At 67.0% G+C, this 26,081-nt stretch carries 24 protein-coding genes and 2 pseudogenes; 11 read left to right on the forward strand and 15 right to left on the reverse strand.

The features are described from left to right. Positions 1-73: 73 nt before the first annotated feature. Positions 74-1,114, forward strand: coding sequence for an endonuclease/exonuclease/phosphatase family protein (locus AB7P10_RS14955; protein ID WP_428294644.1), 1,041 nt, complete (start codon positions 74-76; stop codon positions 1,112-1,114). Here AB7P10_RS14955 and AB7P10_RS14960 read toward each other — a convergent pair. From AB7P10_RS14960 to AB7P10_RS14985, 6 genes are read right to left on the reverse strand one after another with little or no spacing between them, the layout of a single operon-like run. Continuing rightward, a complete protein-coding gene (locus tag AB7P10_RS14960; protein WP_428294645.1) occupies positions 1,111-2,331 on the reverse strand; it encodes a tetratricopeptide repeat protein in 1,221 nt (406 codons plus the stop codon). The two genes, AB7P10_RS14955 and AB7P10_RS14960, sit on opposite strands and share 4 nt — an antisense overlap. An 11-nt stretch (positions 2,332-2,342) precedes the next feature. Next, entirely contained in the window at positions 2,343-3,566 is a 1,224-nt protein-coding gene (locus AB7P10_RS14965) for a Tm-1-like ATP-binding domain-containing protein (protein WP_428294646.1), read from the reverse strand. Further along, positions 3,563-4,006, reverse strand: coding sequence for an SRPBCC family protein (locus AB7P10_RS14970; protein WP_428294647.1), 444 nt, complete (start codon positions 4,004-4,006; stop codon positions 3,563-3,565). The genes AB7P10_RS14965 and AB7P10_RS14970 overlap by 4 nt, the downstream gene beginning before the upstream one ends. 22 nt (positions 4,007-4,028) lie before the next feature. Beyond that, a complete protein-coding gene (locus AB7P10_RS14975; RefSeq protein WP_428294648.1) occupies positions 4,029-4,859 on the reverse strand; it encodes a phosphoenolpyruvate hydrolase family protein in 831 nt (276 codons plus the stop codon). A gap of 45 nt (positions 4,860-4,904) precedes the next feature. Then, positions 4,905-5,852, reverse strand: coding sequence for a branched-chain amino acid ABC transporter permease (locus AB7P10_RS14980; RefSeq protein ID WP_428294714.1), 948 nt, complete (start codon positions 5,850-5,852; stop codon positions 4,905-4,907). Positions 5,853-5,854: 2 nt separating this feature from the next. Next, positions 5,855-6,748, reverse strand: coding sequence for a branched-chain amino acid ABC transporter permease (locus AB7P10_RS14985; RefSeq protein WP_428294649.1), 894 nt, complete (start codon positions 6,746-6,748; stop codon positions 5,855-5,857). Between the two features lie 25 nt (positions 6,749-6,773). Here AB7P10_RS14985 and AB7P10_RS14990 point away from each other — a divergent pair, with 25 nt between their 5' ends. Then, positions 6,774-7,616 carry an AraC family transcriptional regulator gene (locus AB7P10_RS14990; RefSeq protein WP_428294650.1) on the forward strand — a complete coding sequence of 281 codons (843 nt, stop codon included), beginning with the start codon at positions 6,774-6,776 and terminating at the stop codon, positions 7,614-7,616. Here AB7P10_RS14990 and AB7P10_RS14995 read toward each other — a convergent pair. The 3 genes from AB7P10_RS14995 to AB7P10_RS15005 all read right to left on the reverse strand — a co-directional run bounded on the left by AB7P10_RS14995 (position 7,613) and on the right by AB7P10_RS15005 (position 10,454). After that, positions 7,613-8,317: an ABC transporter ATP-binding protein gene (locus AB7P10_RS14995; protein WP_428294651.1), complete on the reverse strand. Its 705-nt coding sequence runs from the start codon at positions 8,315-8,317 to the stop codon at positions 7,613-7,615. The two genes, AB7P10_RS14990 and AB7P10_RS14995, sit on opposite strands and share 4 nt — an antisense overlap. After that, the gene (locus AB7P10_RS15000) at positions 8,310-9,104 is read right to left on the reverse strand and encodes an ABC transporter ATP-binding protein (RefSeq protein WP_428294652.1); all 795 of its coding nucleotides are present in this window, start codon (positions 9,102-9,104) and stop codon (positions 8,310-8,312) included. The genes AB7P10_RS14995 and AB7P10_RS15000 overlap by 8 nt, the downstream gene beginning before the upstream one ends. 126 nt (positions 9,105-9,230) lie before the next feature. Beyond that, positions 9,231-10,454 carry an ABC transporter substrate-binding protein gene (locus tag AB7P10_RS15005; protein WP_428294653.1) on the reverse strand — a complete coding sequence of 408 codons (1,224 nt, stop codon included), beginning with the start codon at positions 10,452-10,454 and terminating at the stop codon, positions 9,231-9,233. Between the two features lie 237 nt (positions 10,455-10,691). On the opposite strand from AB7P10_RS15005, the gene AB7P10_RS15010 reads away from it, so the two are divergent. Then, positions 10,692-11,201 (forward strand): DUF1993 domain-containing protein, encoded by a 510-nt coding sequence (locus AB7P10_RS15010; protein WP_428294654.1) that lies wholly within the window; start codon positions 10,692-10,694, stop codon positions 11,199-11,201. Positions 11,202-11,427: 226 nt separating this feature from the next. Here the strand turns inward: AB7P10_RS15010 and AB7P10_RS15015 are convergent, their stop codons facing one another. Together AB7P10_RS15015 and AB7P10_RS15020 are read right to left on the reverse strand one after the other, a co-directional pair. Continuing rightward, complete coding sequence (locus AB7P10_RS15015; protein WP_428294655.1) at positions 11,428-12,966, reverse strand: acetolactate synthase large subunit; 1,539 nt, start codon at positions 12,964-12,966, stop codon at positions 11,428-11,430. After that, positions 12,963-13,952, reverse strand: coding sequence for a Bug family tripartite tricarboxylate transporter substrate binding protein (locus AB7P10_RS15020; protein WP_428294656.1), 990 nt, complete (start codon positions 13,950-13,952; stop codon positions 12,963-12,965). The genes AB7P10_RS15015 and AB7P10_RS15020 overlap by 4 nt, the downstream gene beginning before the upstream one ends. 129 nt (positions 13,953-14,081) lie before the next feature. Here AB7P10_RS15020 and AB7P10_RS15025 point away from each other — a divergent pair, with 129 nt between their 5' ends. The 4 genes from AB7P10_RS15025 (at position 14,082) to AB7P10_RS15040 (ending at position 19,108) form a co-directional block, all read left to right on the forward strand. Continuing rightward, positions 14,082-15,020, forward strand: coding sequence for a LysR family transcriptional regulator (locus tag AB7P10_RS15025; protein ID WP_428294657.1), 939 nt, complete (start codon positions 14,082-14,084; stop codon positions 15,018-15,020). 131 nt (positions 15,021-15,151) lie between these two features. Next, positions 15,152-16,135 (forward strand): MDR family oxidoreductase, encoded by a 984-nt coding sequence (locus tag AB7P10_RS15030; protein WP_428294658.1) that lies wholly within the window; start codon positions 15,152-15,154, stop codon positions 16,133-16,135. A 9-nt stretch (positions 16,136-16,144) separates the two neighbouring features. Beyond that, positions 16,145-18,265, forward strand: a complete 2,121-nt coding sequence (locus AB7P10_RS15035; protein WP_428294659.1) for an acetate--CoA ligase family protein — start codon at positions 16,145-16,147, stop codon at positions 18,263-18,265. A 15-nt stretch (positions 18,266-18,280) separates the two neighbouring features. Next, the gene (locus AB7P10_RS15040; protein ID WP_428294660.1) at positions 18,281-19,108 is read left to right on the forward strand and encodes an enoyl-CoA hydratase/isomerase family protein; all 828 of its coding nucleotides are present in this window, start codon (positions 18,281-18,283) and stop codon (positions 19,106-19,108) included. A gap of 459 nt (positions 19,109-19,567) precedes the next feature. On the opposite strand, the pseudogene AB7P10_RS15045 reads toward AB7P10_RS15040, so the two are convergent. Together AB7P10_RS15045 and AB7P10_RS15050 are read right to left on the reverse strand one after the other, a co-directional pair. Continuing rightward, positions 19,568-19,768 (reverse strand): annotated as a pseudogene (locus AB7P10_RS15045) (IS3 family transposase); the annotation flags it as partial. 24 nt (positions 19,769-19,792) lie between these two features. After that, positions 19,793-20,023, reverse strand: a pseudogene (locus AB7P10_RS15050) (2Fe-2S iron-sulfur cluster-binding protein); the annotation flags it as partial. A gap of 40 nt (positions 20,024-20,063) precedes the next feature. Here AB7P10_RS15050 and AB7P10_RS15055 point away from each other — a divergent pair. Next, entirely contained in the window at positions 20,064-20,411 is a 348-nt protein-coding gene (locus AB7P10_RS15055) for a hypothetical protein (protein ID WP_428294661.1), read from the forward strand. Between the two features lie 373 nt (positions 20,412-20,784). Here AB7P10_RS15055 and AB7P10_RS15060 read toward each other — a convergent pair whose 3' ends face one another. Then, positions 20,785-21,684 (reverse strand): AraC family transcriptional regulator, encoded by a 900-nt coding sequence (locus AB7P10_RS15060; RefSeq protein WP_428294662.1) that lies wholly within the window; start codon positions 21,682-21,684, stop codon positions 20,785-20,787. A gap of 123 nt (positions 21,685-21,807) precedes the next feature. Between AB7P10_RS15060 and AB7P10_RS15065 the strand changes: the two genes are divergently transcribed. The 3 genes from AB7P10_RS15065 to AB7P10_RS15075 are packed head-to-tail and all read left to right on the forward strand — an operon-like array spanning position 21,808 to position 25,068. Beyond that, positions 21,808-23,568 carry a thiamine pyrophosphate-binding protein gene (locus AB7P10_RS15065; protein ID WP_428294663.1) on the forward strand — a complete coding sequence of 587 codons (1,761 nt, stop codon included), beginning with the start codon at positions 21,808-21,810 and terminating at the stop codon, positions 23,566-23,568. Positions 23,569-23,608: 40 nt separating this feature from the next. Continuing rightward, entirely contained in the window at positions 23,609-24,595 is a 987-nt protein-coding gene (locus AB7P10_RS15070; protein WP_428294664.1) for a Bug family tripartite tricarboxylate transporter substrate binding protein, read from the forward strand. 50 nt (positions 24,596-24,645) lie between these two features. Next, positions 24,646-25,068, forward strand: a complete 423-nt coding sequence (locus AB7P10_RS15075; protein WP_428294665.1) for a GlcG/HbpS family heme-binding protein — start codon at positions 24,646-24,648, stop codon at positions 25,066-25,068. A gap of 20 nt (positions 25,069-25,088) precedes the next feature. Here AB7P10_RS15075 and AB7P10_RS15080 read toward each other — a convergent pair whose 3' ends face one another. Further along, complete coding sequence (locus tag AB7P10_RS15080; RefSeq protein ID WP_428294666.1) at positions 25,089-25,982, reverse strand: LysR family transcriptional regulator; 894 nt, start codon at positions 25,980-25,982, stop codon at positions 25,089-25,091. Between the last annotated feature and the right edge of the window lie 99 nt (positions 25,983-26,081).

Genomic DNA, 26,081 nt, shown 5'->3' on the forward strand with positions numbered 1-26,081 from the left:
TCCCCAGCCTGGGGGATGCGGTATCGCCGTGCACGGCGCACAGTGACCCCAGCCCTTGACGAGGAGGCCCGCCATGAACCTGCGCCAGCTCAGCATCGGCTCGTTCAACCTGTACAACCTGAACGAACCGGGCCTGCCGATCTACACCGACCGCGACGGATGGACCCAGGCCGAATACGACCTGAAGATCGACTGGGCCGCCCGGCAACTGCGCATGCTCAAGGCCGACGTGTTCGGCTTCCAGGAGCTCTGGCATGCGGCCTCGCTCGCCCGCGTGCTGGAGGCTGCGGGGCTGGCCGCCGAGTACGACCTGCTGGCGCCCCCCGAAGCCAACGGCAGCCGCATCACCTGCAGTGCCATCGTGCGCAAGGGCCTGCTGCAGGGTGCACCGGAATGGATTGCGGACTTCCCGCCGGGCTTCGTGCTGCAGTCCCGGGGTGACGACCCGCAGACGCCACGCATTGCGGTCAACATCGAGGGCTTCTCGCGGCCGGTGCTGCACTTCACGATCCGCCCGCGCGAGGCCGGGCCCGATGTGCATGTCTACGTATGCCACTTCAAGTCCAAGGGGCCGACCAAGGTGTTCAACGAAACCTGGTACAAGGCCAACCGGCCGCTCTACACCAAGCACGCCACTGGCCTGGGCGCGGCACTCTCCACCATCCGCCGCACCGCCGAGGCCGCGGCGGTGCGCTTCCTGCTCTCGGAGCAGATGAAGGACAACGACACGCCGGTGATCGTGCTGGGCGACATCAACGACGGCCAGCACAGCAACACCGCCAACATCCTGACCGAGCAGCCCCGCTACCTGGTGGGCGAGAGCAAGGGCGGCGGCGACACCGCGCTGTACACCGCGCAGACATTGCAGGAGTACCGCGACACGCGCGACGTGTACTACACGCACGTGTACCAGGACATCCGCGAGTCGCTGGACCACATCCTGGTCAGCCAGGAGTTCTACGACAACAGCAAGAAGCGCATCTGGATCTTCGACGGCCTGTCGATCAACAACGACCACCTGAACTTCGACGACCACAAGGCCGACGGCACGACCGACCACGGTGTGATCCGCGCGACATTCAAGTACAAGCCCGCCAGGGACACGGCAGCCTAGCGACTGGCCGCCGCCTCCAGCCACACATACAACCCCGCAACCGGCCTGCGCTGGTCCTCGCGCAGTGGCGCCTGCCGGGTGTCCTGCACGCGAAAGCCGTGGGCCTTCGCCAGGCGCTCCACATAGGCCGGCGAATGCGCGTAGCGCAGGCTGGACAGCAGCTGCAGATCCTGCCCCTGGCCCGCCAGCTCGACCGAGAAAGCGAAACAGCCACCGGACCTGAGGCGCTGGCGCACGGCGGCGAAGACCTCTTCCAGCGCGCCCACGTAGATGAACACGTCGGCCGCGATCACGAGGTCCGCAGGTTCGCTCTGCGATCGCAGGAAGCCGAGCAGGTCGCCCTGCTCCACGCGGCGGTAGGCCCCGCTGGCGCGCGCCTGCTCCACCATGGCGGGCGCCAGGTCCACGCCGTCCACCGCATCGGCCTGCGCACGGATGAGCTGGCCGCACAGGCCGGTGCCACAGCCCAGATCGAGCACCAGCGGGAAACGCTGGCCGCCCGCTCGCAGGGGCGCGAGCAGCGTTTCGTGCGCCTGGTACTTCAGGTTTTCGACGAGATGGGTCTGGAAGTCGCCAGCGTAGTCGTCGAACAGCGCTTCCACGTAGGCGCGGGGCGGCTGCGCGGGCGTGGCCTCGCCCGCCTTCACGGAGGCGAGGTAGAAGCGGTGCAGCGTCTCGTCGCCGCCGTGCGCCAGGGCCTGCTCGAAACAGCGCGCGGCCTCGGCGTGGCGTCCCATCTCGCGCAGCAGGCTGCCGCGCTGGCTCCAGGCCTCGGCCAGTGTGGGGTCCAGCGCCAGGGCCTGGTCCAGGGCCTGCAGCGCCTCGTCGGCGCGGTCCAGCCGCAGCAGGCACATCGCCAGCGACAGGCTGATCTGCGGCGTCGCCGCGCCGAGTTGCTGGCCCCGCTGCAATGCCGGCACCGCATCGCCCCAGCGCGACAGCGCCTCGTGCGAAAGCCCGAGCGCGATCCACGCGTCGCGGTTCGCGGGATCGGCCTGCGTGGCCTGCGTGAGGGTCTGCACGGCCTCGGCCCAGTGGCCCAGGCGGCACTGGGTGACGCCCAGGTTGGCGAGCACGGAGGGGCGCCCCGGCACCAGCGCGAGCGCGGCCTGGTAGCGCGCCAGGGCCTCGTCGAGCCGGCCGGCCTCGAACAGGGCATTGCCTTCGAAGAACGCGGCCTTGGCCTGTTCGATGGGATCGTGGAGGTGCTCGCTCATGGAGCGGCACCTTACACCAGCACCGCCCTCACCTGTTCGGCCACGGCCGCGGCGAACGCCGGGTCGTTGATGTGGTGCGGCAACTTGATCAACCGGTGCGTGTCGCTCGCCACGAACAGGCGCTCCAGCGTTTGAAACAGCACCGCGTCGGCGGCCGGGTCGTGAAACGGCTGGCCGGGTGCGTCGATCATCGACAGTCCGCCCAGCGGCAGCAGCAGGCGCACCGGGCCGGGCGACCGGTTGAGCTGTTCGGCGATGCGCCGCGCTGCCGCTTCCAGTTCCTGCGCGTTGCTGCGCATGAGCGTCACGTCGGCGTTGTGCACGTGGAAGCGGCGGCCCTTGTGCCGTTCGGGAATGGTGGACGGGGCGCCCCAGTTGATCATGTCCAGCGCGCCGACCGAGCCCACCCAGGGCAGGCCATGGCGCGCGGCGGCGTCGAGCCGGTCGGGGCCGGCGTCGCACACGCCGCCGGCCAGGTGCTGGCCCACCTCGGTGGTGGTGACGTCCACGACCGCGCGCAACAGGCCGGCCGCGGCCAGTGCTTCGAGCGTGCGACCGCCCGCGCCGTTGGCGTGGAACACCTGGGCGTCGAAGTCGTCCTGCAGCAGCCCGCGCACGGCCTGCACACAGGGGGTGGTGACACCGAACATCGTCAGGCCGATGGCGGGCTTGTCCTGCCCGCCGTCCGCGGGTGTATCGTGCTGCAGCATGCCCACCAGCGCGTGGGCCGCATTGGCCAGGATGGTGCGCGAGAGCCGGTTGAGGCCGGCAATGTCGGTCACCGGGTACATCAGCGTCATGTCCACCACGCCCACGTAGGCCGCGACGTTGCCCGCCGCCATGGTGGAGACCAGCAGCTTCGGCACGCCAATGGGCAGCAGGCGCATGGCCGGCGCGATCATGGAACTGCCCCCCGATCCGCCCACGCCCAGCATGGCCTGGATCTCGCCGGCGGCCAGGCGCTCGCGCACCAGGGTGGCCAGCGCGTCGCCCATGGCGATCACCGCCTCGCCCCGGTCTTGCGTGTCGAACACGGCGGCCGCGCCACGCGGGTGGTGGCTGGCCACGGTGGCGGCGTCGATATCGGCCGCGCCCGGTGCGCTGCGCGTGCCCACGTCCACCGTGACCACGCGCACGCCGGCCGCGCGCACCAGGCCCGCGAGGTAGTCCAGTTCCGCGGCCTTGGTGTCGAAGGTGCCGACCACCCAGGCCGTGGGTGGCAAGACGTTGTTCATTTGCGTTTCTCGTAGTGCGCGTTCACGCACTCGAAGAAGGTGCGGAAGGTGCCGGCCACACGCTCCAGCGCCTCGGCCTCCTGGTCGGCGGGCACGTCCCACTCGGCCCACCATTCGCCGAAACAGCGGTTGCCCTCGGTCACGGGCAGCAGGTGCATCTCGGCCACGTAGTTGGTCCAGGGTGCGTCGATGTGCAGGATCTTGTAGCGGCAGCGGTGCTCGTCGTCGGACAACGCCAGCAACTGCTCGCGCAGGTAGCCGCCGTCCTCGCGCACGGTGAAGTGGCGCACGCAGCCGATCTGGTCGGAAGGCTTGCCGTCCTCGATGTAGGACTTCTCGAAATAGGGGTGGTAGTTGCCGAGCGCGCCGAAGTCGCGCAGGTAGGACCATGCCTGATCGATGGTGGCGTTCATCACCGCGCTCACGTAGACCCGTGCCATGTGTGTCTCCTCTCGTAGGGTTTCAGAAACTCAGGTTCTTGTAGCGTTCCACATGCGACTTGATAGCGATTTCGGTTGGCAACCGTTCCATGCTGCTCGCGCCGTAGAAGCCGTTGCAGTGCGTGCTGTGCTTGAACACGTAGGCCACGTCCTCGGGTGAGGAGATCGGCCCGCCGTGCGCGATCACGATCACGTCCTTGCGCACGCGGCGCGCGGCCTCGCCCCATTCGTCGATGAGTTTCACCGACTCGGCCAGCGACTTCGCGGACGTGGCGCCAATGGTGCCGCCGGTGGTCACGCCCAGGTGCGGCACCACGAAGTCGGCACCGGCCTCGGTCATGGCCACCGCCTCCTCGGCGGAGAACACATAGGGCGTGGTCAGCAGGTCGATCGCGTGGGCCTCGCCGATCATCTCGACCTCGGTCGCGTAGTTGATGCCGGTCTCCTCGAGGCTCTGGCGGAAGGTGCCGTCGATGATGCCCACGGTGGGAAAGTTCTGCACGCCGGAAAACCCGAGTTCCTTGAGCTTCTTCAGGAACACCGGCATGACGATGAAGGGGTCCGTGCCGTTCACGCCCGCAATCACCGGCGTCTTCTTCGCCACCGGCAGCACCTCGCCGGCCATCTCCAGCACGATGTCGTTGGCGTTGCCGTAGGCCAGCAGGCCGGCGGACGAGGCGCGCCCGGCCATGCGGTAGCGGCCGGAGTTGTAGATCACGATCAGGTCGATGCCGGCGGCCTCCTCGCACTTGGCGGAGATGCCGGTGCCGGCACCGCCGCCAATGATGGGCACGCGGCGGCGGACCATGTCCTGGAATTTCGCCATCAGGGCTTGGCGTTCGAAACGCGGCATGAAAGGTCTCCTTGAAGTGGAATCGGGTCGGTCTGGTGAAACGGTTCAGGGGTCGCTGCGCGGACGCGTGCGCAGCGCGGCCACCGCACCGGCAATGCCGCTGCGAAAGGCCAGCACACACACCATGAAGATCAGGCCGGTGACCAGCGTCACCCAGCCGCCAAAGGCATCGAGGTAGTACTGCAGGCCCACCACCAGCGCCGCGCCGATGGCGGGACCGAAAACGGTGTGCATGCCGCCCAGCAGCGCCATGAGCACCACGTCGCCCGAAAGGTGCCAGTGCACGTCGGACAGCGCGGCGAGCTGGAACACCAGCGCCTTCAGGGAACCGGCCAGGCCCGAGAGCGCGGCCGAGAGCACGAACAGCATGAGCTTGTAGCGCTCCACCGGGTAGCCCAGCGAACGCGCGCGCGGCTCGTGTTCCCGGATGGCCACCACCACGTGGCCGAAGGGCGAGCGCACCACGCGGTGGATGAGCCACAGCCCGGCCAGCGTGAGCAGCAGCACCAGGTGGTAGAGGGCGAAGTCGCTGCGCAGGTCGATGAACCCGAACAGGCTGCCGCGCGGGATCTGCTGCAGGCCGTCCTCCGCGCCGGTGAAGGGCAGTTGCAGGAAGATGAAATACACCATCTGCGCCAGCGCCAGCGTGATCATGGCCAGGTAGATGCCCTGGCGGTGGATGGCCAGCGCGCCGAACACGGCGCCCAGCAGCGCCGCCGACGCGGTGCCGAACAGCAGGGCCAGTTCGGGCGGCAGGCCCCAGTGCTTGGCGGCCAGGCCGGTCATGTAGGCCGCGCCACCGAAGAAGGCCGCGTGGCCGAAGGACATCATGCCGCCGAAACCCAGCAGCAGGCTGTAGGCGCAGGCGAACAGGGCCATGCACATCAGCTTCATCACGAACACCGGGTACACCACCTGCGGCACCCAGGGCACCACCAGCAGGGCCAGCACCACCACGGCCATGAAGGCCTTCTGCCAGGTCGGCATGGTCATGTTCATGCGGCCCCCTCCTTGCCGAACAGGCCGCGTGGGCGGAAGAGAAGGACCAGCGCCATCACCACGAAGATCACCGTGGTGGAGGCCTCGGAATAGAACACCTTGGCCAGCCCTTCGATCACGCCGATGCCCAGCGCCGTGACGATGGAGCCCAGCACCGAGCCCATGCCGCCGATGACGACGATGGCGAAGACGATGATCACCAGGTTGGAGCCCATGCCCGAGTTCACATGCAGGATGGGCGCGGCCAGCACGCCGGTGAAGGCCGCCAGCGCAATGCCGCCCGCGTAGGTGAAGGTGAGCAGACGCGGCACGTTCACCCCGAACGACTGTGTGAGCTGCGGCTTCTCGGTGGCGGCACGCAGGCGCGCCCCCAGCGGGGTGCGCTCGATCAGCCACCAGGTGAGGCCGCAGGCGGCAAGCGCCGCCACGATGACCCAGGCGCGGTAGATCGGCAGGATCATGAAGCCGAGGTTGAACACGCCCTGCAGGTTGTCGGGCACCGGGTAGGGCTGGCCCGAGGTGCCGAACGCCACGCGAAAGCCCCCTTCGAGCACCAGCACCAGGCCGAAGGTGAGCAGAAGGCCGTAGATCGGGTCCAGACCGTAGAGGCGGCGCAGCAGACCACGCTCGAACACACCGCCGAGTGCACCCACGATCAGCGGCACCAGCACGATAGCGGCCCAGTAGCCCCAGCCCAGGTAGCGCTGCAGCATCCAGGCGCCGAACGCGCCGACCATGAAGAACGCGCCGTGCGCGAAGTTGACGATGCGCAGCAGGCCGAAGATGACCGCCAGCCCGAGGCTGAGCACGGCATAGAAGCAGCCGTTGACCAGCCCGAGCATGACCTGGCCGGCGAGCACCGGCAGGGGAAGACCGAATACCTCAACCATGTGCGGTCCCTATGATGCGCAGGCCATGCCGCAGAAACATCCCGATCTCTCCCGTGAAACCCTGGTGATGGGTGATGACACCGCGCAGACGGTGGTGCGCGCCGAGCAGTGCGACGCGCTGGCCGCGCGCCACATTGCCCATGTGTCGGTGGTGGACGCCGCCGCGCCCTACACGGTGGTGCGCACGAACCTGAGCGGCGCCTTCATGCAGGTGTGTCTGGGCGGCGAGGGTCAAACCTTGCTGGACGGGCGCTGGTACACCCACAAGCCCGGCAGCGTGACCTTTGCGCCCGCGCACGTGCTGCACGCCTTCCACTGCGTGCCGGGCAAGCGCTGGCAGCTCGCCTGGGTGCGCTTCAAGCCCGAGTCCGTGCGTTCCGTGGACGGCGCCATGGCCCCCGCCATGAGCCCGTTCGACGGCCGCGTGCTGCAGAACGCCATACAGGGTCTGGCCGCCGAGATGGAAGGTGCGGCCGACCCCGGCACCTGCGTGGTGTGGGTGGACGTGATCGAACGCTATGTGGCGCGCATCCTGGAGCCGCTGCAGCGCGAGCCGCGCCTGGTGCCGGTGTGGAACGCGGTGAAGAACGACCTGGCGCGCGACTGGACGCTGGCCGACCTCGCGGCCCTGGCCAGCACCAGCGAGGAACACCTGCGCCGCCTGTGCCAGAAGAGCCTGGGCCGCAGCCCCGGCAAGCAGCTGGCCAACCTGCGCATCGCGCACGCCGCGCACCTGCTGGCCACGACCAGCGAGAAGATCGAGGCCATTGCGCACAGCGTGGGGTACGTGAACCCGTTCGCGTTCTCGAACACCTTCAAACGCCTGACCGGGTTTCGTCCGTCGGACTACAGGATGCGGCATCTCTAGACCCCGATCCTTGAAGTGATGGCGTCGAAATCGCGCAGCAGCGTCGCCGCATCGAAGGTGTCGGTGATGCGGCCCGACTCCATCAGGCAGTGCCGGTCCGCGAGTTCCGCCGCGAAGTGCACGTTCTGCTCCACCAGCACGATGGTGTAGCCGCGCTTCTTGAGCTGGCGGATGAGGTCGCCGATGCGGTCCACGATGACAGGGGCCAGGCCTTCGGTGGGTTCGTCCAGCAGCAGCACGCGCGCACCGGTGCGCAGGATGCGCGCGATCGCCAGCATCTGCTGCTCGCCGCCCGAGAGGTGCGTGCCCGCCGAGCCGGCGCGCTGAGCGAGGTTGGGAAACAGCTCGAAGAGTTCGTCCTCGCTCATGCCGCCGTCGGCCACCACCGGTGGCAGGCGCAGGTTCTCGCGCACGGTGAGCGAGGCGTAGATGCCCCGGTCGTCCGGGCAGAAGGCAATGCCCCGCCGGCCGATGTGGTGCGGCGCCAGGCCGATGAGTTCCTGGCCCTTGAAGCGGATCGAGCCCTGGCGTTTGTCCATCATGCCCATGATGGATTTCAGCAGCGTGGACTTGCCCGCGCCATTGCGGCCCAGCAGCGTGACGAGTTCGCCTTCGCGCACGTCCAGGCTGGCGCCGTGCAAGGCCTGGCTGGGGCCGTACCAGGCCTTGAGGTCGCGCAGCGCCAGCAGCGGCTCAGCCATGCGACGCCTCCGCGCGGGTGTTGTGGTGCTTGCGCTGCCCGGCGTGGCCGTGGCCCAGGTAGGCCTCCACCACGAGCGGGTCTTTCGACACGGTGGCGTAGTCGCCTTCGGCCAGCACCTCGCCGCGCGCGAGCACGGTGATGCGGTCGCACAGGTCGGCCACCACCGAGAGGTTGTGTTCCACCATGAGCACCGTGCGACCGCGCGCGGCCTGGCGGATGAGCGCGGCGGCCTGGGCGATGTCTTCGGCGCCCATGCCGGCCATGGGCTCGTCCAGCAGCAGCACGCGCGGCTCCAGCGCCAGCGTGGTGGCCAGTTCCAGGGCACGCTTGCGGCCGTAGGGCAGCTCGCCGGCCAGGTGCCCGGCCCAGTCGGACAGGCCGGCCTCGGCCAGCAGTTCATGGGTGCGCGCGTCGTACACCGCCAGCGCCTTGTCGCTGCGCCACCAGTCCATGGAATGCCCGCGGCGGCGCTGCACCGCCAGGCGCACGTTCTCGAACACGCTCAGCTGCCCGAACACCGCCGAGATCTGGAACGAACGCACCAGCCCCAGGCGCGCCACCGCATCGGCCGGCGTGCGCGTGATGTCCTGGCCCTGGAACTGGATGCGCCCGGCCGTCGCGTCGATGAAGCGCGTGAGCAGGTTGAAGCAGGTCGTCTTGCCGGCGCCGTTGGGGCCGATGAGGGCGTGGATGCTGCCCTCCTGCACCGACAGGTTCACGCTGGAGACCGCGTGAAACCCGTGGAAGCTGCGGGAAAGGCCCTGCGTTTCGAGGATAGGAGACATGGTGGAGAGAGGCAGTCAAGGGGCCGCTGCGCACGGCCGCTCCGAAGCGGCCGGCCCGCCCCCCAGTGGGGGGTATGCGGCTACACGCAGTGAGCAAGCAACGGGGGGCGTCCAGTAACGGGACGTCTACTTCTTGACGAGGTAGCAGGTGCTTTGCGCCAGCGGCATGAAGGCCTGGTCGGCGGGGATGGTCTTCACGGCCTTGAGGTAGTCCCACGCGCCCTTGGACTCGGCGGGCGTCTTCACCTGCCACAGGTACATGTCGTGCACCATGCGGCCGTCTTCGCGGATCTTGCCGGCCTTGGTGAACATGTCGCTGATGGGCATCTCGCGCATCTTGGCCGACACCGCATCCGGGTCGTCCGTGCCCGCCGCCTGCACCGCCTTGAGGTAGTGCATGGTGGACGAGTAGTCACCCGCGTGCGCCATGTTCGGCATCTGGCCGCCCACGCGCTGCTGGTAGCGCTTCGCGAACGCGCGCGATTCGTCGTTCATGTCCCAGTACCAGGCGTTGGTGAGCTGCAGGCCCTGTGCGGTGGGCAGGCCCAGCGCGTGCACGTCCTGGATCCACAGCAGCAGCGCGGCCAGCTTCTGGTTCCTGGTCAGGCCGAACTCGTTGGCCGCCTTGATGGCGTTGATGGTGTCGTTGCCGGTGGAAGCCAGGCCGACGATCTTGGCCTTGGAGGCCTGGGCCTGCAGCACGTAGGACGAAAAGTCCGTCGTGCCCAGCGGGTGGCGCGCGGCGCCCACCACACGGCCCTTGCTGGCGCGCACCACGTCGCTCACCTGCTGCTCCAGGCCGATGCCGAAGGCGAAGTCCACCGTGAGGAAGAACCAGGTATCGCCACCACCTTCGGCAATCGCCTTGCCGGTGCCGTGCGCCAGCGAATAGGCGTCATACGTGTAGTGCACCGTGTAGGGCGAACACTGCGCATTCGTCACGCCCACGTTGGACGCGTTGTTCACGATGGCGTGGCGCTTCTTCTCCTTCGCCACCCCGGCCACGGCCAGGGCCACGCCCGAGTTGGCCAGGTCGTTGATCATGTCCACGCCGCCGTCGTACCACTCGCGCGCCTTGGCCGCGCTCACGTCCGCCTTGTTCTGGTGGTCCGCGGAAACCACCTCGATCGGCTTGCCGAACATGGTGCCGCCGAAGTCCTCCACGGCCATCTTCACGGCCTCCACCGCGCCCTTGCCGGAGATGTCGGCGTACACGCCGGAAATGTCCGTCAGCACACCGATGCGCAACGCGTCGTTGGAAAGCTTGCCTTGCTGGTTGCCCTGCGCCTGGGCCACGCCCACACTGGCCGCGGCGACAACGGATGCGGCTGCCCACAGTTTCAGTTCCATGCTCTTTGTCTCCTGATTTGGTTGTAGCCCCGAACCCGGTGTTCGAGTCGGGTCAATGCTAGGAGAGGGGGTGAGCCGCGCCCATGGGTGGGAGGCACAGGGGAATACTCAAAATGCACATGCTCTGGCGTGGACCACCACCCGATGGTGGGCCCGATGCTGTTAGCCTCGCAGGCTCGGCAGGGCCCCTGCCATGCCAGCCCCGGCGATCGTGCCCCATTTAAAAGTGAATTCATCATGACCAGCCCGCTGTACACCGCCTCCGTTCCCGTCATGCAGCAGATGCTGCAAGCCTTGTCCGATGTGCTCAAGAAGGCCGAAGACCACGCGACGCAAAAGAAGATCGACCCCAATGCGCTGCTGCAGGCGCGGCTGTTTCCCGACATGTTTCCGCTGGTACGTCAGGTACAGATCGCCGCAGACTTCTCCAAGGGCATTGCATCCCGCCTGGCGGGTGCCGAGGTGCCGTCCTGGCCCGACACCGAGGTCAGCTTCGTGGACCTGCAAGCATTGATCACCAAGGCTCTGACCCATATCGGCTCCTTCAAGCCTGATCAGTTTGATTCAAGTGAGAGCCGCGAGATCGTGTTGCGCCCCGGCACCCCCAAGGAAAAGAAGCTGATGGCCAGCGCATACCTGCTGCACTACGGCCTGCCGCAGTTTTTCTTCCACGTGACCACCGCCTATGCCATCCTGCGCCACAACGGCGTTGAGATCGGTAAACGCGATTACATGGGTGCTTATTGACGCTTGGTACACGACCCGCTGCGGGTGTTGAACGTTGGTTTGCAGAGGTCGGTTCTGCAGCGATTGCTGTCTGTCGCGCGGACGGGGCGGAGGACTGCTTTATGGCTAGAAGTTGTCGCTCGCGTTCACCCGCACCAGCCTCCAGGTGCGTAAATGCCGCGTACGGCCGTTGAGCAGCGCGCGGGACCCGCGCAACATCCAGCGCAACACTCGCGCTGCGGGTTACTCAGATGACCAGCTCGATAAGTCGCGGCCCCTGCGCTTCGATGGACCGCTGGAAAGCGGCGTTGAAGGCCTCCATCGTCGTTGCCCGCTCAGCCTCGACGCCGAATCCTGAGGCGATCCTGACCCAGTCCATGTCGGGCCTGTCCAGCGTCAGGAGGTCCTCCGATACGGTCGATGTCTTTGCACCAACGCGCTTCATCTCGTCGAACAGAATGGCATAGCGACGGTTGGACAGGATGATGGTTGTCACGTTCAACCGCTCCCGTGCCTGCGTCCAGAGCGCCTGCAATGTGTAGAGTGCCGAGCCGTCGGCCTCGACATTGACCACACGCCTTCCAGGGCAGGCCACGGCGACACCCGTGGCAAGGGGCATCCCCATGCCGATGGCGCCCCCCGTGAGCTGCAGCCAGTCGTGTGCGGCCGCGCGCTGGGTCATCTGGAACATGCTTCTTCCGAAACTCACGCTTTCGTCGACGACGATGCAGTCCCTCGGCATCAACACCGCCAACGACTGCGCAAACGCGTCGTGATGGATCGTGCCGGACGCGGGCTGTACCTCGTCGGCGCTTTCCTCTTCTGCGACCCACGGGGCGCAATCGAGCGCGCTCGCGAGCCGCTCGAGCGCATCGGCCACATCCTCTTCGGCGTGGACCAGCGTCGACACGTCGATGCCCTCGGCTCCGGGATGCGACCGCCCGTCGGGTCCGGCGAACGAGAATACCGGACGCTTCGCGCCCGCGAGCACCAGCCTCTGGATGCCCGCCATGAACGACACGGCCGCCGATGGGGCATAGGGAATCCGCATGACCACCGGCCTCCCTCGCCCGCGTTCGATTCGAGCGATCGCGCTTTCCGTCAACAGCAGTGCGCCCGTGCGTTTGGCGATGGCGCCGGCCAGAAACAGCGCGTCTCCCGTCAGGGCGTCGCCGCCGAGAAGCAGCGCGGAGGCAGGGCCGTTCAACGCGCGCCGCGCCTTGTCGATGGTGACCGCATCGACCAACGTCCTGGCCGCCACTGTTGCAGGCGTGGCGAACTGCGCACCGTCGGACCAGCACACATCGGAAGGCAGCACGAGGCTCGCAACCCCCCTGCCCGCCGTCAGCGACGCGGCCACTGCGGCAACACCGTCCCGGGCGACAGCGTGCACGTCGAGCACGGTTCTCGTCCAGTGGGACACCGTGCGCGCCAGTGCCTCGATGTCCATGGCGAGGGGCGGATCTGCGGGCCGATGGCCATGGGAGAGATCGCCAATCAGATTGACGATCGGCGAGCGCGCCCTGCGCGCGTTGTGCAAGTTGGCAAGTCCGTTGGCCAGCCCCGGACCGCAATGCAGCAAGGTTGCGGCCGGACGGCGGGTCATGCGGCCGTAGCCATCCGCGGCGCCCGTTGCGACACCCTCCGCCAGCGTGGGGATGGCTCGCATACCGGCCACCCGATCCAGCGCCGACACGAAATGCATCTCGCTGGTTCCCGGATTGGAGAAGCAGGTGTCTATCCCCGTGCCAACGAGACTTCGCAGCAGCGCTTCGGCACCGTTCATTCCAGCTTCAGCCCCAGCTTGCGGACCAGCGTCTTGAGCTCAGCCGCCTCGTTGCGAAGCACGTTACCAAACTCTATCGGTGTCGTAGGCCAGGGAGGCGTGCCGCGTTCTTCAAGTTGCCGGGCAAACGCCGGGTTGGACAGCGTGGCGGCCACCTCGTCATGCAGTGTGCTCACAATAGATGCGGGTGTCCGAGCGGGGGCGAAGAGCCCCAGCCAGGACTTGAACCCGATGTTGGGATAGCCAGACTCCGCCATCGTCGGCGTGTCAGGGGCCAGCGCGATGCGCTCGGGGCTCAGCACGGCCAACGCCTTGAACTTTCCGGCTCGAACGTGCGGCATGACCACGGCCGCGTTGTCGAACATGAACTGCACCTGACCGGCCATCATGTCGTTCCAGGCCGGCGCGCCGCCCTTGTACGGCACGTGCGTGGCCTCGATGTTGGCGGCCGAGCAGAACTGCGCACCGTAGATGTGATTGGTCGTGTTGTTGCCGTACGAGGCGTAGTTCAGCTTGCCCGGATTCGCCTTCGCATAGCTCTCCAGCTCGCGCACGTTGTTCGGTGCGAAGCGCGCATCGGCGATCATCATCATGGCGCCGGAAACCACCGTGGTGATGGGCTGCAGGTCACGGGTGAAGTCGTAGGGCAAGACCTGGACAGTGGCAGCAGCAATCGTGATTTCGGAAGGCGCCGCGAACAGGAAGGTATAGCCGTCGGGCTCCGAATTGATGACCTGCTGAACGCCCAGTCGCCCGCTCGCGCCGGGTCGGTTTTCAACGACGATCGGCTGCCCGATGCGGCGGGCGAGTTGTTCCGCGAGGAGCCGCGCGGTGGTGTCGGCGCTTCCGCCGGGAGGCCACCCGACGACGAAGCGCACGGGCCGATCAGGCCAGCCACTCTTCTGTTGCGCCCAACCCGTCAAGGGCGAGAGGGCGAAGGCGGCAAGCAATTGCCTGCGGCGGGGGACGGCGATCTGTGATTTCATACTGCTCTCCATGCGACTGTGGTGAGGACGGAATCTAGACTTCTCGCCGCACATCGACAATCATTGAATACATCCATTTGCGTGCTCGAATCGAGAACGCAAACAGGACACCAACGGAAGTCTCAGCCCATGTCGCGCGATTCGTTTTTTCCTCTGAAGCATCCACTCTCACTGAGGTATTTCTTCGAGGTGGCGAAGGCCGGCTCGTTTCGCAAGGCGTCAGACCAGATCCACATTGCCGCCTCAGCCATCAACCGCCACGTCAAATACCTGGAAGACGAAATGGGGTCGCAGCTCTTCGAGCGCGGGCGCGGACGCGAGGGCTTGAAGCTGACGGCCGCCGGGGAAATTTTGCTCTACCGGCTCAAGCGGGCCATGTCAGAGCTGGGGGCGGCGGGAACCGAGATCGACTCGCTGCTCGGTCTGCACCGTGGCACCGTGAACTTTGGCGTCAATGAGGGGTTGTGGCGCGAGGTTCTCCCTGGCTTGTTGACGCACTTCCGCAGCAGCCACCCCAACATCCAGTACCACGTGGTCGCGGCGAATTCCCCCCGCCTTGTGGAGATGGTTCTTGCCGACGAGATCGACTTTGCATTGGCCTTCAATCCCTCTCCCCACAGCGGGGTGACGATCGCGGTCAAGCTGGCGATTGGCGCCTGCGTCATGATGCGCCGCACACACCCGCTGGCATCTCGCCGCACCTTGCGGTTGCGGGACTGCGCGCTTCACCCGCTTGTGATGCCCGACGAATCGCTTGCTCTGCGCGCGACGCTCGACCGCATGTTCCTGCAGGCCGGCGTGACGCCGGAAGTCGCGATGACGACCAACTCGTACGAAGTGATGCGCTCGGCGACCGAGGCGGGCATCGGCATTTCCATCCTGACGCAGCAGGTGATTGCGCCGGTCTCGAAATCTTCTCCCGTTGTCTATGTGCCCTTGCGCGACACCGGCATTTCCGCGCAACAGCTGGCCTGTTGCACGCGCCGCGGACGATCGCTTTCGGCGGCCAGTGCCGCGATGATCGGACGCATTGCCGAAGTCGTCGAGTCGCGCACCACCGCGCGATAACTCAGCGCACCAAGCCCTTGCGTTCTCGCCATCAGAACGCATCGGCGACAAATCGATGCTTGCGAGCACGCCAGGCCGAAATTAGATTCCTTTCTGTCGCGGACAGTCCGCACAGAACGAGGAGATCTATCGTGGTCAAGGCCATTTTTCTGAGCAAGCACGAGGACGCGCTGCGCGCCGAGGTGCGCGAATTGTCCGCACAGGAGTTCCCACCCGCCGAAGTCCGGCTGCGAGTTGAGTATTCGTCGCTGAATTACAAGGACGCACTGGCGATCGTCAAGGGCGAGCCCGTGGTCCGCCAGTGGCCGATGGTGCCGGGTATCGATGGCGTCGGTGTGGTCGAGGAAAGCAGCAACCCCGACTTGAAGGCCGGCCAACGCGTCGTGCTGAACGGCTGGGGGGTGGGCGAACGCCATTGGGGATGTCTCGCCCAGTACGCCGGCGCCAAGGCCGACTGGCTGGTCTCGCTGCCGGCAAGTCTCGACGCCCGTGATGCGATGGCGCTGGGCACGGCGGGCTATACGGCGATGCTGTGTGTTCTCAAGCTAGAGAAGCACGGGGTCAAGCCATCGGACGGCGAAGTTCTCGTCACAGGCGCGGCCGGCGGCGTGGGCAGTGTCGCGATCGCCCTGCTGGCGCGGCGCGGCTTCAACGTGGTGGCTAGCACGGGGCGCTCCGAAGAGACGCCCTATCTCGAAAAGCTGGGCGCTTTGCGAGTGATCGACAGGAAGGCGTTGTCCGAGCGCGGCAAGCCTCTGGAGAAGGAGACGTGGGCCGCTGTCGTGGACTCCGTCGGAAGCCACACGCTGGCCAATGCCTGCGCTTCGACGCGCTATGGTGGCATCGTGGCCGCATGTGGGCTGGCCCAGGGCATGGACCTGGCGATGACCGTGGCACCGTTCATCCTGCGCGGCGTCACGCTGGCAGGCGTGGATTCCGTCATGGCTCCGTTGGCCGTGCGCCGCACCGCATGGCAGTGCCTGGCCGACGAGATCGATCGAGAGCTGCTTCGCGTGATCTCGCGCGAGGTCGGGTTGCAGGAGGCCATTGCGGTTGCACCCAGACTGCTGGCCGGCCAGGTGCGCGGCCGGATCATCGTCGACGTCAACGCCTAGGGGATTGCGATGAGCCTGAATGCACTTCTCAATCCCTCTTCTGTTGCGGTCGTCGGTGCGTCCTCGCGCGTCGGGGCCTTGGGCCAACGTGTGCTGGACAACCTGCAGAGGTCCGGCTTCATGGGGGCCGTCTACCCGATCCACCCGAGCGAAACGCGTCTGGCTCACTGGGATTGCTTTCCCACGCTGGACGCGTTGCCTGAAGCGCCCGAATGCGTCGCGATCGGCCTTGCGGCCGAACGCGTGCTCCCCATCCTGGAGCAAGCGGCGAACCGGGGCGCCAAGGCGGCCGTCGTGTTCGCGAGCGGGTTCTCCGAAGTCGGTCAACACGGGCAGCGCATGCAGAAGTCACTGGCCGATTTCTGCCGCAGCAGCGGTATGAAGGTCTGCGGACCGAACGTGCTGGGCGTGCGCAACCTGCATCGGCAATTCGCGCTCTACAGCGCGCCGCTCGCCAACGATGCACCGCGCGGCGGCGTGGCGATCGCGGCCCACTCGGGCTCGGCATGCGTCGCATTGAGCGGGACGGGCCGTTTCGGCATGAGCCATGTGGTCTCCATGGGCAACAGCGCGGCGCTGGATGTCGAGGATTACCTCGAACATTTCGCGGAGGACCCGGACACCCGCGTGGCGTGCCTGTTCCTCGAAGCGGTGAGACATCCCGACCGGCTCGCGGCCGCCGCGATCCGCATGCGTGCCGCCGGCAAGCCGGTACTGGCACTCAAGGTCGGCCGCACCGCGAAAGGCGCAGCGGCGTCTGCGGCGCATACCGGTTCGCTCGCCACCTCGCATGCCGCCGCGAGTGACTTTTTCCGCCGGGCAGGCATCGAAGTGTTTGACGACCTGGACGAGTTGATCGAGACCTGCGCGCTGTTCGATGCGGTGCGCAAGGCATCCTCGGGGAACGGCCTGGCCGTCATCAACATCAGCGGCGGAGAAGTGGCGCTGACGTGCGACCTGGGTCATGAGCTGGGCCTCAGTCTGCCGTCGCTGTCCGACGACACATCGCGTGCGCTCTCAACCATCCTGCCGAGTTTTGGCACGGCGGCCAATCCGCTCGATGCGACCAGTGCCGCGCTGTCCGATCCGTCGATGTATGCGAAGGCCATGAACGCCCTTCTCGACGATCCTGGTGTGAGCCTGCTCGCGGTTTCCCAGGATTGCCCCGCGGGATTGAGTGACGCTGCGGCGATCGGCTATGGGCGATTGGCGCAGACAGCGGTCGAGACCGAGAAGACGTCGCGCAAGCCGGTTGTCTTCTACAGCAACGTCGCGGGTCCGCTGCATGCGGCCACAGTCGCGCCCCTGCGCGGCACGCCAGTCCCGTGCTTGCAGGGCGCCCGCCCTGCCCTGGTGGCCGTTCGCGCGTTCCTGCGGTGGCACAGCTGGACGGCGGTCGCCACACTGCCGCCAGTGGATGTGCAGTCCATCCCGGCCTGGCAAGCGCGCCTGGCCACGGGAGACGCACTGTCTGAAGCCGAGGCCAAGCGATTCCTGCAAGACCATGGCGTGCGCATCGCTCGCGAGGCCACGGCGGGGTCTGTGCAAGCGGCCGTTCGAGCTGCGGATGACATCGGTTATCCCGTCGTGCTCAAGGTCGACTCCCCCGACATCCCGCACAAAAGCGACGCGGGCGGAGTCGCTCTTTCCATCCGGAACGCCCAGGAGGTGGCCACCGCGTTCCATCGCATCCACGAGAGCGTAAAGCGCCACCACCCCAGCGCGCGAATCCACGGCGTGGTGGTCCAGGAGATGGTCCAGGGTGGCGTCGAGATGATCATCGGGACGGCCCAGCATCCGCCCTTCGGAAGAGGCGTCGTCGTCGGTGCTGGCGGCGTGTTGGTCGAACTGATGAACGACAGCGCCTTTGCACTCGCCCCCATTGGCCGTGCCCGGGCGTCCGATCTGGTCGGACAGACCCGAGCGGCACGGCTGCTCGCGGGCTACCGAGGAGAACCGGCGGCGGATCGGCCCGCGCTCGAGGAACTGCTGGTGAGGATCGCCGCGATCGCCGATGCCTATGCCGACAGCATCGAGACGATCGAACTCAATCCCGTGGCGGTCCTTCCTGCCGGTCAGGGTGCCTGCCCATTGGATGCACTGATCATTCCACGAAAAATCAACCACTGAAAGAGGACTTACGACATGACTTCCAAAAACGAAACGAACTACCGCTGCATCCGCCTGGACATCGACCGCTGGGTGGCCACCCTTACGCTCGCGCTGCCGGAAAAGATGAACGCGCTGGGCGACGACATTCTGCTGGAGATGCAGCACGCGCTGGACGCCCTCGAGGCCGACCCGGACATCCGCGCGCTGGTGATCGCGGGATCGGGTCGCGCTTTCAGCTCCGGCTTCGACCTGAGCCCGCGCGAGAAACCCTTCACCACCGTTCAGGATTGGCGCGAGCACGCGCGCATGGGCAACGACACCTTCCTGAAGATATGGCGATCGCGCCTGCCGGTGATCGCGGCCGTCAACGGCTTCTGCCTGGGGGGTGGCTGCGAGCTGTCGATGGCGTGCGACTTCACACTGGCGGCGGATGACGCGCAGTTCGGCGAACCCGAGATTCAGTTCCAGTCGGCGCCACCGATGATGATCATGCCCTGGGTTCTGGGCATGAAGAAGACCAAGGCCATGATGCTCACCGGCGATCGAATCGGCGCGCGCGAAGCGTGCGACGCGGGTTTGGTCACCAAGGTCGTTCCCGCCGCGGATCTGCTTCAAGAGGCGAAGGCGCTGGCATTGAAGCTCTCCATGATTGCCCCCGATGCGATGCACATGAACAAACAAGCCCTGAACCGTGGGTACGACATGCGCGGCTTCCAGGCGACCATCGATTACGGCGCCGAAATGTTCGCGCTCATTCATCTGCTGGATTCGCCCGAGAAGCAGGCGTTTTTTGGCATCGCTCAAGAACATGGTCTCAAGGCAGCGTTCAAATGGCGGGATGAAAAGTTCTCGGTGCGATAGGGAAGGTCTGCACAATACTCGCCGCAACGAGGACTGATGGGCGAGAGTTTAGATGTCGGCAGTCGCAGCGCAATCTGAAGCATACGAGGGCCGATTCGTGGCCCTTTGGGCCCCTGCGCACGCCGGGTCGAACCTGCCTCAAGTGACAGCTCAGGTGGATCGGGATCGCACTTGAAGATTCTAGGAATACCGCATACTGCGCCTGAGCCCGACGTCAAACCGGGTTAGGGAATCTTGTCGACGAGTCCCCCGCTGCCTCAGTTTCCGTGCGCGAGGCAGAACTTGCGACATGAGTGCGCACCCAAACTGCACCCCATTGTGCAGTGAAAAATCTTTCAAAAGAGGCGTGCCTTCACTCGCTTACGCGCCCACCGGCCAGTGTTCCCATGGCTTCTATGCGTTGAGATTGTCGTAAAGCCGGTTCCGAACGCTTGATCTGCCCTGCAGTCCGGACACGACCTATACGCAATGTAGCGCCGGTTGTTCGTGTTGAGCGCGGCGTAACTGCTCAACTCGTTGACGCCTGAACTCGCGCGGCAATTTCATCCTCAAGCTCGAGTGTGGGTGGACCTTATTGAAGTGCTCGAACGCCGCAGGCAACTGCGCCACGACGGTCTGTGCATCGCTGAGGTCCATGCGGCTGACATAGTCGCGCTTGACAACCTCCGCCATTGGCCGGGCAACACAGGGAAGGCAATAGCCCTCTATCTTTTCTTCGGCGCTCAGGCCAGGCCAGGGAATTTCGTAGCGTGCTTGCCCCTGTAGCAAGCGAGCAATGCACATGCGACACGTACCGTTGCGAAAGGACACCGGGCATGCAATCCCCGCGCGCGCCATTGCAGCGAACAAGCTGGTCTCGCTGTCGGCCTCGACGTCAGCCGCCTGGCCCTCAATCCGGATACGGAACTTTTTCATGCGCGCTGGAAGTGGGATGGAGTGGGCTTAGACTTTTCGCATGAATCTGGAATATTGGAAGTATGACGCGGGCACCGAATACGTCGCCTCCCTGGTGATTCCCGCGGCACTGGGCCGAGAGCGCACCTTCGACCTCGATGCCACACTTCTGGTGCATGTGCCGGCGGAAGCATCTGAGAGCTTGCTTGAACTGACAGTGGAAGTGGACGGCAAGCGTTTATGGGCTCGCCGCATACCGAGCCATGACTTTGGCGAGACCGACAGCTTGGAATACCACTGCCGTCTGGCTGTCAAGGCCGACGCCGATTGCCGCGTGCGCGCCAAGGCGAACTGCAAGGGCTCCCGGGCTCTGTCGCTGATTCTGGAAGCCCACGAGACGGCTTACTGAGCTCGGCAACAGCCCTCGGTGGTGCGTCAAAATCTTCGGCTTCCAGCAATACAGCACCAAGACCTCATCGCATCGTGTCGAATGCCTGGTGTCGATGACGCAGCGGTCACACTGGCCGCGCACTATTCAATGTCCGATGATGATCGCAGCAGTCGCTCACGCCGCCGACCTCGAACGACTGAGGCCAGTCTTGACCCGCCTCCCTCCCGAGAGGCAACGTCAACAGCCTGGGTGTCCTCTGAACCCGCGCCCTGGCCTCTTTCACCATGGCCGCCTGGCAATCAGACGTTGAACTCAGCAGTTCGACAACCAGGCGGGCATGCCGCTGGTAGCGGTCAACCTCCACCTGGCTCAGGGCGGCTCGCGGCCGCCCTCAGGGCGACACACCCTCGCCCCGCACCCCACTCGCCACCAGTGCCCGGTACTCCGACGGCGTGTTGCCCACGCTGCGGCTGAAGAACTTGCTGAAGTAGGCCGCGTCGTCGTAGCCGAGTTGCTGCGCCACCTCGGTCACCGGCATCGGTGAATACGCGAGCAGGCGGCGCGCTTCGAGCAACAGGCGTTCGTGCACGATCTGCAGCGCCGACTGCTTCGTGGCCTGGCGGCAGGTGCGGCTGAGGTGGTCGGGCGTGACGCCCAGCGCCTCGGCGTAGAAGGACAGCGGCCGGTGCTCGCGGTAGTGCTGCTCCACCAGCGCGAGGTAGCGCCGCAGCAGGGTGTCGCGCGCGCCCTGGGCGCGCTCGCGCGTGAAGTGCTCGCCCCGGCGGCGCAGGAACTGCACCGCCAGCAGCGTGGCGCAGGCCAGCAACGCGTGCACGCGGCCCGGGCTCTGCGTGCGGAACTCGCGCGCGACCTGCGCGAACAGGTTTCTGCATTCGGCCTCGCCCTCGCCTTCGATGTCGGGCAGCACGCAGGACGCGCCCAGCTCCGCGTCGGCCAGGGTCGAGCCGCCCAGCAACTGCCGCAGCGTGGTGGTGGGCACGGTGACCTGGTGGCCGATGGTGTCGGGCGTGTAGGTGAAGCCGTGCACCGAGCCGGGCGCGAGCATCAGCAGCACCGGCGCCTGCGCTTCGAACTCGCGCCCGTCGATGCTGCCGCGCACATGGCCCTGCTCCAGCCACTGGAACTGGTGCAGGCCCTCGTGGCGGTGCGCCGGAATCGTCCAGTCCATCTCGGTACCGCGCACCGCCACGGACTCGTAGTGCAGGCAGTCGTCGGGCTGGTCGTGGCGAACCTCCCGGAAAGGAACCAGCAACAGGGGTGATGTGTTCATGGGGCGGCGATTGTCACCCGATGCCGGAAAAGTGCAAGGATCGGGCCGAATCGTCCATCGCGCCGATCGGGCGGGTCGCGCATCATCCATCCGCCACCCCCTTGATTGAGACACCTGCCCTTCATGACACACAACCCGCCCGCCAATGCACCCGCCACATCGGCACCGCCGCTGCACCTGAGCGGCGCGCAGGCGCTGGTGCGGGTGCTGCTGGCCGAGGGCGTGGACACGGTGTTCGGCATCGTCGGCGGCAAGCTTTCGCCGCTGTTCCATGCGCTGAGCCAGGAGCCGCGCATCCGCTTCATCGGTGTGCGCCACGAAGCGGCCGGGCCGATGATGGCCGCCGCCGTGCACGCGGGCACGGGCCGGATCGCGGTGGCCGTGGCCGAACTCGGGCCGGGTGGCCTCAACATGGCCTCGGGCCTGGGCGTGGCCTTCAACAACCACCTGCCGCTGCTGGCCATCACCACCAACCAGCACCGCGCCGCGTCGTACCCACATGTGGGCGTGTTCATGGACCTGGACACGCGCGCGGTGACGGCGCCGCTGACCAAATGGAACGCGGTGGTGCACGACGGCCGCCGCATGCCCGAACTGGCGCGCCGCGCTTTTCGCGAAGCGTTGAGCGGGCGGCCCGGCCCGGTGCACCTGGACATTCCGCAAGACGTGCTGGGCGAGGTGCACGCCTTCGCGGCCGACGCATTCGACATCGCCCCCTCGCGCTACCGCGCCACGCTGGGCCCGCGCCCGGCGGCCGCGCTGGTGGACGCGGCGGTGGCCTTGCTGCGCGACGCGAAGCGCCCGCTGATCGTGGCCGGTGGTGGCGTGGTGGCGGCCAGCGCCGCGCCCGCGCTGCGCCGGCTCGCGCAACGCCTGAACGCGCCGGTGGTGCCCACGCAGATGGCGCTGGGCGTGGTGCCTTCGGACAGCCCGCACTTCATCGGCCATGGCGGCATCATCGCGGGCGAATCGGTCAAGCACGCCTTCGCGCGCGCCGACGTGATCGTGAGCGTGGGCTGCCGCTGGTCGTCGTGGATGTGGGACGAGCACGGCGCGCTGGCGCGGCGCCACCACTACCTCATCAACATCAACATCGACCCCTCGGCGCTGGGCCAGCCCGCGCTGCACGCCGTGGCGATGCAGGCGGACGCGGGCGAGGCGCTGCGCGACCTGCTCGCTGCGCTGGGTGACGAGGCACCGCCACCCGCCGCCTGGCTGGCCGAGGTGCGCGCCGTGCGCGCGGCGCATGAGGACAAGCTCGCGCTGATGATCGCGGACACCGACGAGACCATGCACCCGGCCGCGCTGGCCAAGGCGGTGGCCGATGCCATGCCCGCCGATGCGCTGGCGGTCTACGACGGCGGCCACACCACCTTCTGGAGCAACGACCTCACGCCGGCGCACGAGGTGCGCACGCGCTTTCACGAGCCCGGCATGGCGCACCTGGGCTACGGCCTGCCGGCGGCGATCGCGCTGCAGTCGCAGTTCCCCGGCAAGGCCGTGTTCAACCTCACCGGCGACGGCGCCTTCGGCTTCACACTCAATGAACTCGACACCGCGCGCCGCTACCGGCTGCCGGTGATCACCGTGATCCACAACAACGCCGCCTGGGGCGTGATCCGCATGGGGCAGCGGGCCGGGCTGGATTTCGAGATGGGCACCGCGCTGGAAGACACCGACTACGCGGCCATCGCGCGCGGCTTCGGCTGCCACGGCGAGGTGGTCACGCGCCCGGGCGAGGTGGCCGCCGCCATCCAGCGCGCCCTGGATTCCGGCCTGCCCGCCGTGCTCGACTGCCGCACGCGGTTCGTGCCGCACCCGGCGGTGGGCCAGTTCGTGAGCATGAACAAGTACGGCTTCGCTTCGCTCACGCGCGGGGCCTGAGTTTCGCTTCCCATTTTTTCAACGAGACAGGAGACAGAACATGATGCAACGCAGAACCCTGCTGCGCGCCGGCGCGGCCTTCGGCGGCCTGGCCACCACCGGCCTGCCGGCCTTTGCCCAGGCCACCGGCAACGTGACGTTGTGGTCGGGCTTTCCCGTGGGCGGCGGCCTGGGCGACCAGGTGGCGCGCCCGCTGATCGAGCAGATGCGGGGCAAGTACCCGCAGCCCTTCATCTACGACGCCAAGCCCGGTGCCAGCGGGCGCATCGCGGCCGAATTCGTCAAGCGCGCCGCACCCGATGGCAACACCCTGTATGGCTGCCCCAGCACCGTCATGACGCTGCACCCGCACGTGTTCAAAAAGCTGCCCTACGACACGCTGGCGGACTTCGTACCCATCGCGGGCCTGTGCTCGTACACGGCGGTGTTCACCGCAGGCCCGGGCCTGCCGGCCGAGATCCGCACCGTGGCCGACTACCTGAAATGGGCCAGGGCCAACCCGGCGCAGGCCAACTACGGCGTGCCGGCCACGGGCTCGTCGCTGCACCTGGCGGGCGCCATGCTGGGAAAGCAGTCGGGTGTGGACATGCAGGCGGTGCCGTACAAGGGCGGCGCGCCGCTGCTCACCGACCTGCGCGGCGGCCAGATCCCGGTGAGCTTCAACGTGGTGAGCGAGGTGCTGCCGCACATCCGCGCGGGCACGCTGCGCGCGCTGGCCGTGTGCGCGCCCACGCGCTGGAAGGCCCTGCCCGAGACGCCCACGCTGACCGAGCTCGGCTACAAGGACGTGGCCTTCGTCGACTGGCTGGCGTGGTACGGCCCGGCGGGCATTCCCGCGGCCAGGGTGAACGCGATCAACGCGGCGGTGAACGAGGCGCTGGACTCGAATGCCATGCAGGAGGTGTTCGCCAAGATCGGGCTGGAGTCGCTTCGCGTCACGCCCGAAGGCCTGGGCACCATGGTGCGCGAGAACCACGCCTTCTGGGGCCGCGTGGTCAAGACCACCGGCTTCAAGCCCGAGGACTGAGCACGGACCGCGGTACCCTTGGCGCCCTCTTCAACCCTTCGACCCCGACCATGAGCCTCACTCTCGCCCAAGCCCAGACCATCATCACCGCCGCCCTCGCGAAATCGAAAGACATGGGCTACCAGCCCATGGGCATCGCCGTGCTCGACGCGGCGGGCCACCTCAAGGCCTACGCCAGCGAGGACGGTGCGAGCATGTTCCGCTTCGACATCGCGCGCGCCAAGGCCTGGGGTGCCGTCGGCATGGGCGTGTCCAGCCGCACGCTGGGTGAACGCGCCAAGGGCAACCCCAACTTCTTCGTCTCGCTGTCGGCCACCTCCGACGGCAAGTTCCTGCCGCAGACCGGCGCGGTGGTGATCAAGGACGCGCAGGGCACGGTCATCGGCGCCGTCGGTGCCAGCGGCGGCACCGGCGACGAGGACGAGCTGATCTGCATCGCGGGTGTGACCGCCGTCGGTCTGGCCCACGGCTGAGTTTGCGGCACCCAGGGGGCTCACGCCCTGGGCAGGCCCCGCATCAACACATCGCAGAAAAATTCGGCAGGCGGCGACAGCGGCAGGTCGGGCCGGCGCACCAGCACGATGGCGGGCGCGGGCAATCGTTCGCGCACGGGGATCACGTCCAGCAGGTCGCGCGTCATCGTGAAGTCCAGCCACTGGCGGGGCAGCATGGCCAGCAGGTCGGTCTGCACCAGCGCCACCTGCACCGAGAGCGCCGAATGCGCGCTCAGCATCACGCGCGGCGCGGTCTGGCCATGGGTGGCGAACAGGCGCGCGAGGTCCTGCTCGGCGTTGTGGTCGATGGTGGTGCTGGCCCATTCGGCACCGGCCAGCGCCTTCAGGCTGCGCACACGCGCCAGCGGGTGGCCCTTGCGGCAGACCACCACGCGCGTGTTGTCGCACAGGTGTTGCATGGCCAGGCCGGGCGCGGTCTTCTGTGACGGCGCCGCGCCGAGGTAGAAGTCCAGGCTGCCGTCGCGCAGCGCGCCCTCCACGGCAGGCATCAGGCTTTCGGTGACGTTGAGCTTCACCTTCGGGTAAGCGTGGCGGAACACCGGCAGGGCATCGGGCAGCATGCCCAGGTGCGGCATGATGGACAACGCCACCGACACCGTGCCTTCGTAGCCAGGCCCGGGGTGCTGCACCTCCTCGCGCGCGCGCCGCGCCTCGCTGGAGATCACGCAGGCCCTGCGGTGAAAGCGCACGCCTTCGGCCGTCAGCACCATGCCCGTGGTCTGCCGCGCAAAGAGGCTCACACCCAATTCCCTCTCCAGCGCCCGCACGCTGCGCGTCAGCGCGGGCTGCGGCATGTCCAGCCGCTTCGCGGCCGAGCGCAAGCTGCCGTGCTCGACGATGGCCATGAGGTGTTGCAGCTGGTCGAGCTTCATGCGCAGGCCTTGTTTCCGTGCGGTCAGGGGGATGGCAATTTCGTATCACTTTTTGAATCACGCCATCTTATTGGAATCCTCACGTTTCCCTAGAGTCCG

Source organism: Hydrogenophaga sp., from assembly GCF_050182545.1.
Classification (GTDB): Bacteria; Pseudomonadota; Gammaproteobacteria; order Burkholderiales; family Burkholderiaceae_C; genus Hydrogenophaga.

Excerpts from the sequence above, each read along its gene's own strand:
- AB7P10_RS15000 (WP_428294652.1), bottom strand. The coding sequence starts at position 9,104 with ATGTCTCCTATCCTCGAAACGCAGGGCCTTTCCCGCAGCTTCCACGGG.
- AB7P10_RS15025 (WP_428294657.1), top strand. The coding sequence starts at position 14,082 with ATGTCGCGCGATTCGTTTTTTCCTCTGAAGCATCCACTCTCACTGAGG.
- AB7P10_RS14970 (WP_428294647.1), bottom strand. The coding sequence starts at position 4,006 with ATGGCACGGGTCTACGTGAGCGCGGTGATGAACGCCACCATCGATCAG.
- AB7P10_RS15040 (WP_428294660.1), top strand. The coding sequence starts at position 18,281 with ATGACTTCCAAAAACGAAACGAACTACCGCTGCATCCGCCTGGACATC.
- AB7P10_RS14980 (WP_428294714.1), bottom strand. The coding sequence starts at position 5,852 with ATGACCATGCCGACCTGGCAGAAGGCCTTCATGGCCGTGGTGGTGCTG.
- AB7P10_RS14975 (WP_428294648.1), bottom strand. The coding sequence starts at position 4,859 with ATGCCGCGTTTCGAACGCCAAGCCCTGATGGCGAAATTCCAGGACATG.
- AB7P10_RS15075 (WP_428294665.1), top strand. The coding sequence starts at position 24,646 with ATGAGCCTCACTCTCGCCCAAGCCCAGACCATCATCACCGCCGCCCTC.
- AB7P10_RS14995 (WP_428294651.1), bottom strand. The coding sequence starts at position 8,317 with ATGGCTGAGCCGCTGCTGGCGCTGCGCGACCTCAAGGCCTGGTACGGC.
- AB7P10_RS15060 (WP_428294662.1), bottom strand. The coding sequence starts at position 21,684 with ATGAACACATCACCCCTGTTGCTGGTTCCTTTCCGGGAGGTTCGCCAC.
- AB7P10_RS15070 (WP_428294664.1), top strand. The coding sequence starts at position 23,609 with ATGATGCAACGCAGAACCCTGCTGCGCGCCGGCGCGGCCTTCGGCGGC.
- AB7P10_RS14960 (WP_428294645.1), bottom strand. The coding sequence starts at position 2,331 with ATGAGCGAGCACCTCCACGATCCCATCGAACAGGCCAAGGCCGCGTTC.
- AB7P10_RS15080 (WP_428294666.1), bottom strand. The coding sequence starts at position 25,982 with ATGAAGCTCGACCAGCTGCAACACCTCATGGCCATCGTCGAGCACGGC.
- AB7P10_RS15015 (WP_428294655.1), bottom strand. The coding sequence starts at position 12,966 with ATGAACGGTGCCGAAGCGCTGCTGCGAAGTCTCGTTGGCACGGGGATA.
- AB7P10_RS15005 (WP_428294653.1), bottom strand. The coding sequence starts at position 10,454 with ATGGAACTGAAACTGTGGGCAGCCGCATCCGTTGTCGCCGCGGCCAGT.
- AB7P10_RS15035 (WP_428294659.1), top strand. The coding sequence starts at position 16,145 with ATGAGCCTGAATGCACTTCTCAATCCCTCTTCTGTTGCGGTCGTCGGT.
- AB7P10_RS14955 (WP_428294644.1), top strand. The coding sequence starts at position 74 with ATGAACCTGCGCCAGCTCAGCATCGGCTCGTTCAACCTGTACAACCTG.
- AB7P10_RS15020 (WP_428294656.1), bottom strand. The coding sequence starts at position 13,952 with ATGAAATCACAGATCGCCGTCCCCCGCCGCAGGCAATTGCTTGCCGCC.
- AB7P10_RS14990 (WP_428294650.1), top strand. The coding sequence starts at position 6,774 with ATGCCGCAGAAACATCCCGATCTCTCCCGTGAAACCCTGGTGATGGGT.
- AB7P10_RS15010 (WP_428294654.1), top strand. The coding sequence starts at position 10,692 with ATGACCAGCCCGCTGTACACCGCCTCCGTTCCCGTCATGCAGCAGATG.
- AB7P10_RS14965 (WP_428294646.1), bottom strand. The coding sequence starts at position 3,566 with ATGAACAACGTCTTGCCACCCACGGCCTGGGTGGTCGGCACCTTCGAC.
- AB7P10_RS14985 (WP_428294649.1), bottom strand. The coding sequence starts at position 6,748 with ATGGTTGAGGTATTCGGTCTTCCCCTGCCGGTGCTCGCCGGCCAGGTC.
- AB7P10_RS15065 (WP_428294663.1), top strand. The coding sequence starts at position 21,808 with ATGACACACAACCCGCCCGCCAATGCACCCGCCACATCGGCACCGCCG.
- AB7P10_RS15055 (WP_428294661.1), top strand. The coding sequence starts at position 20,064 with ATGAATCTGGAATATTGGAAGTATGACGCGGGCACCGAATACGTCGCC.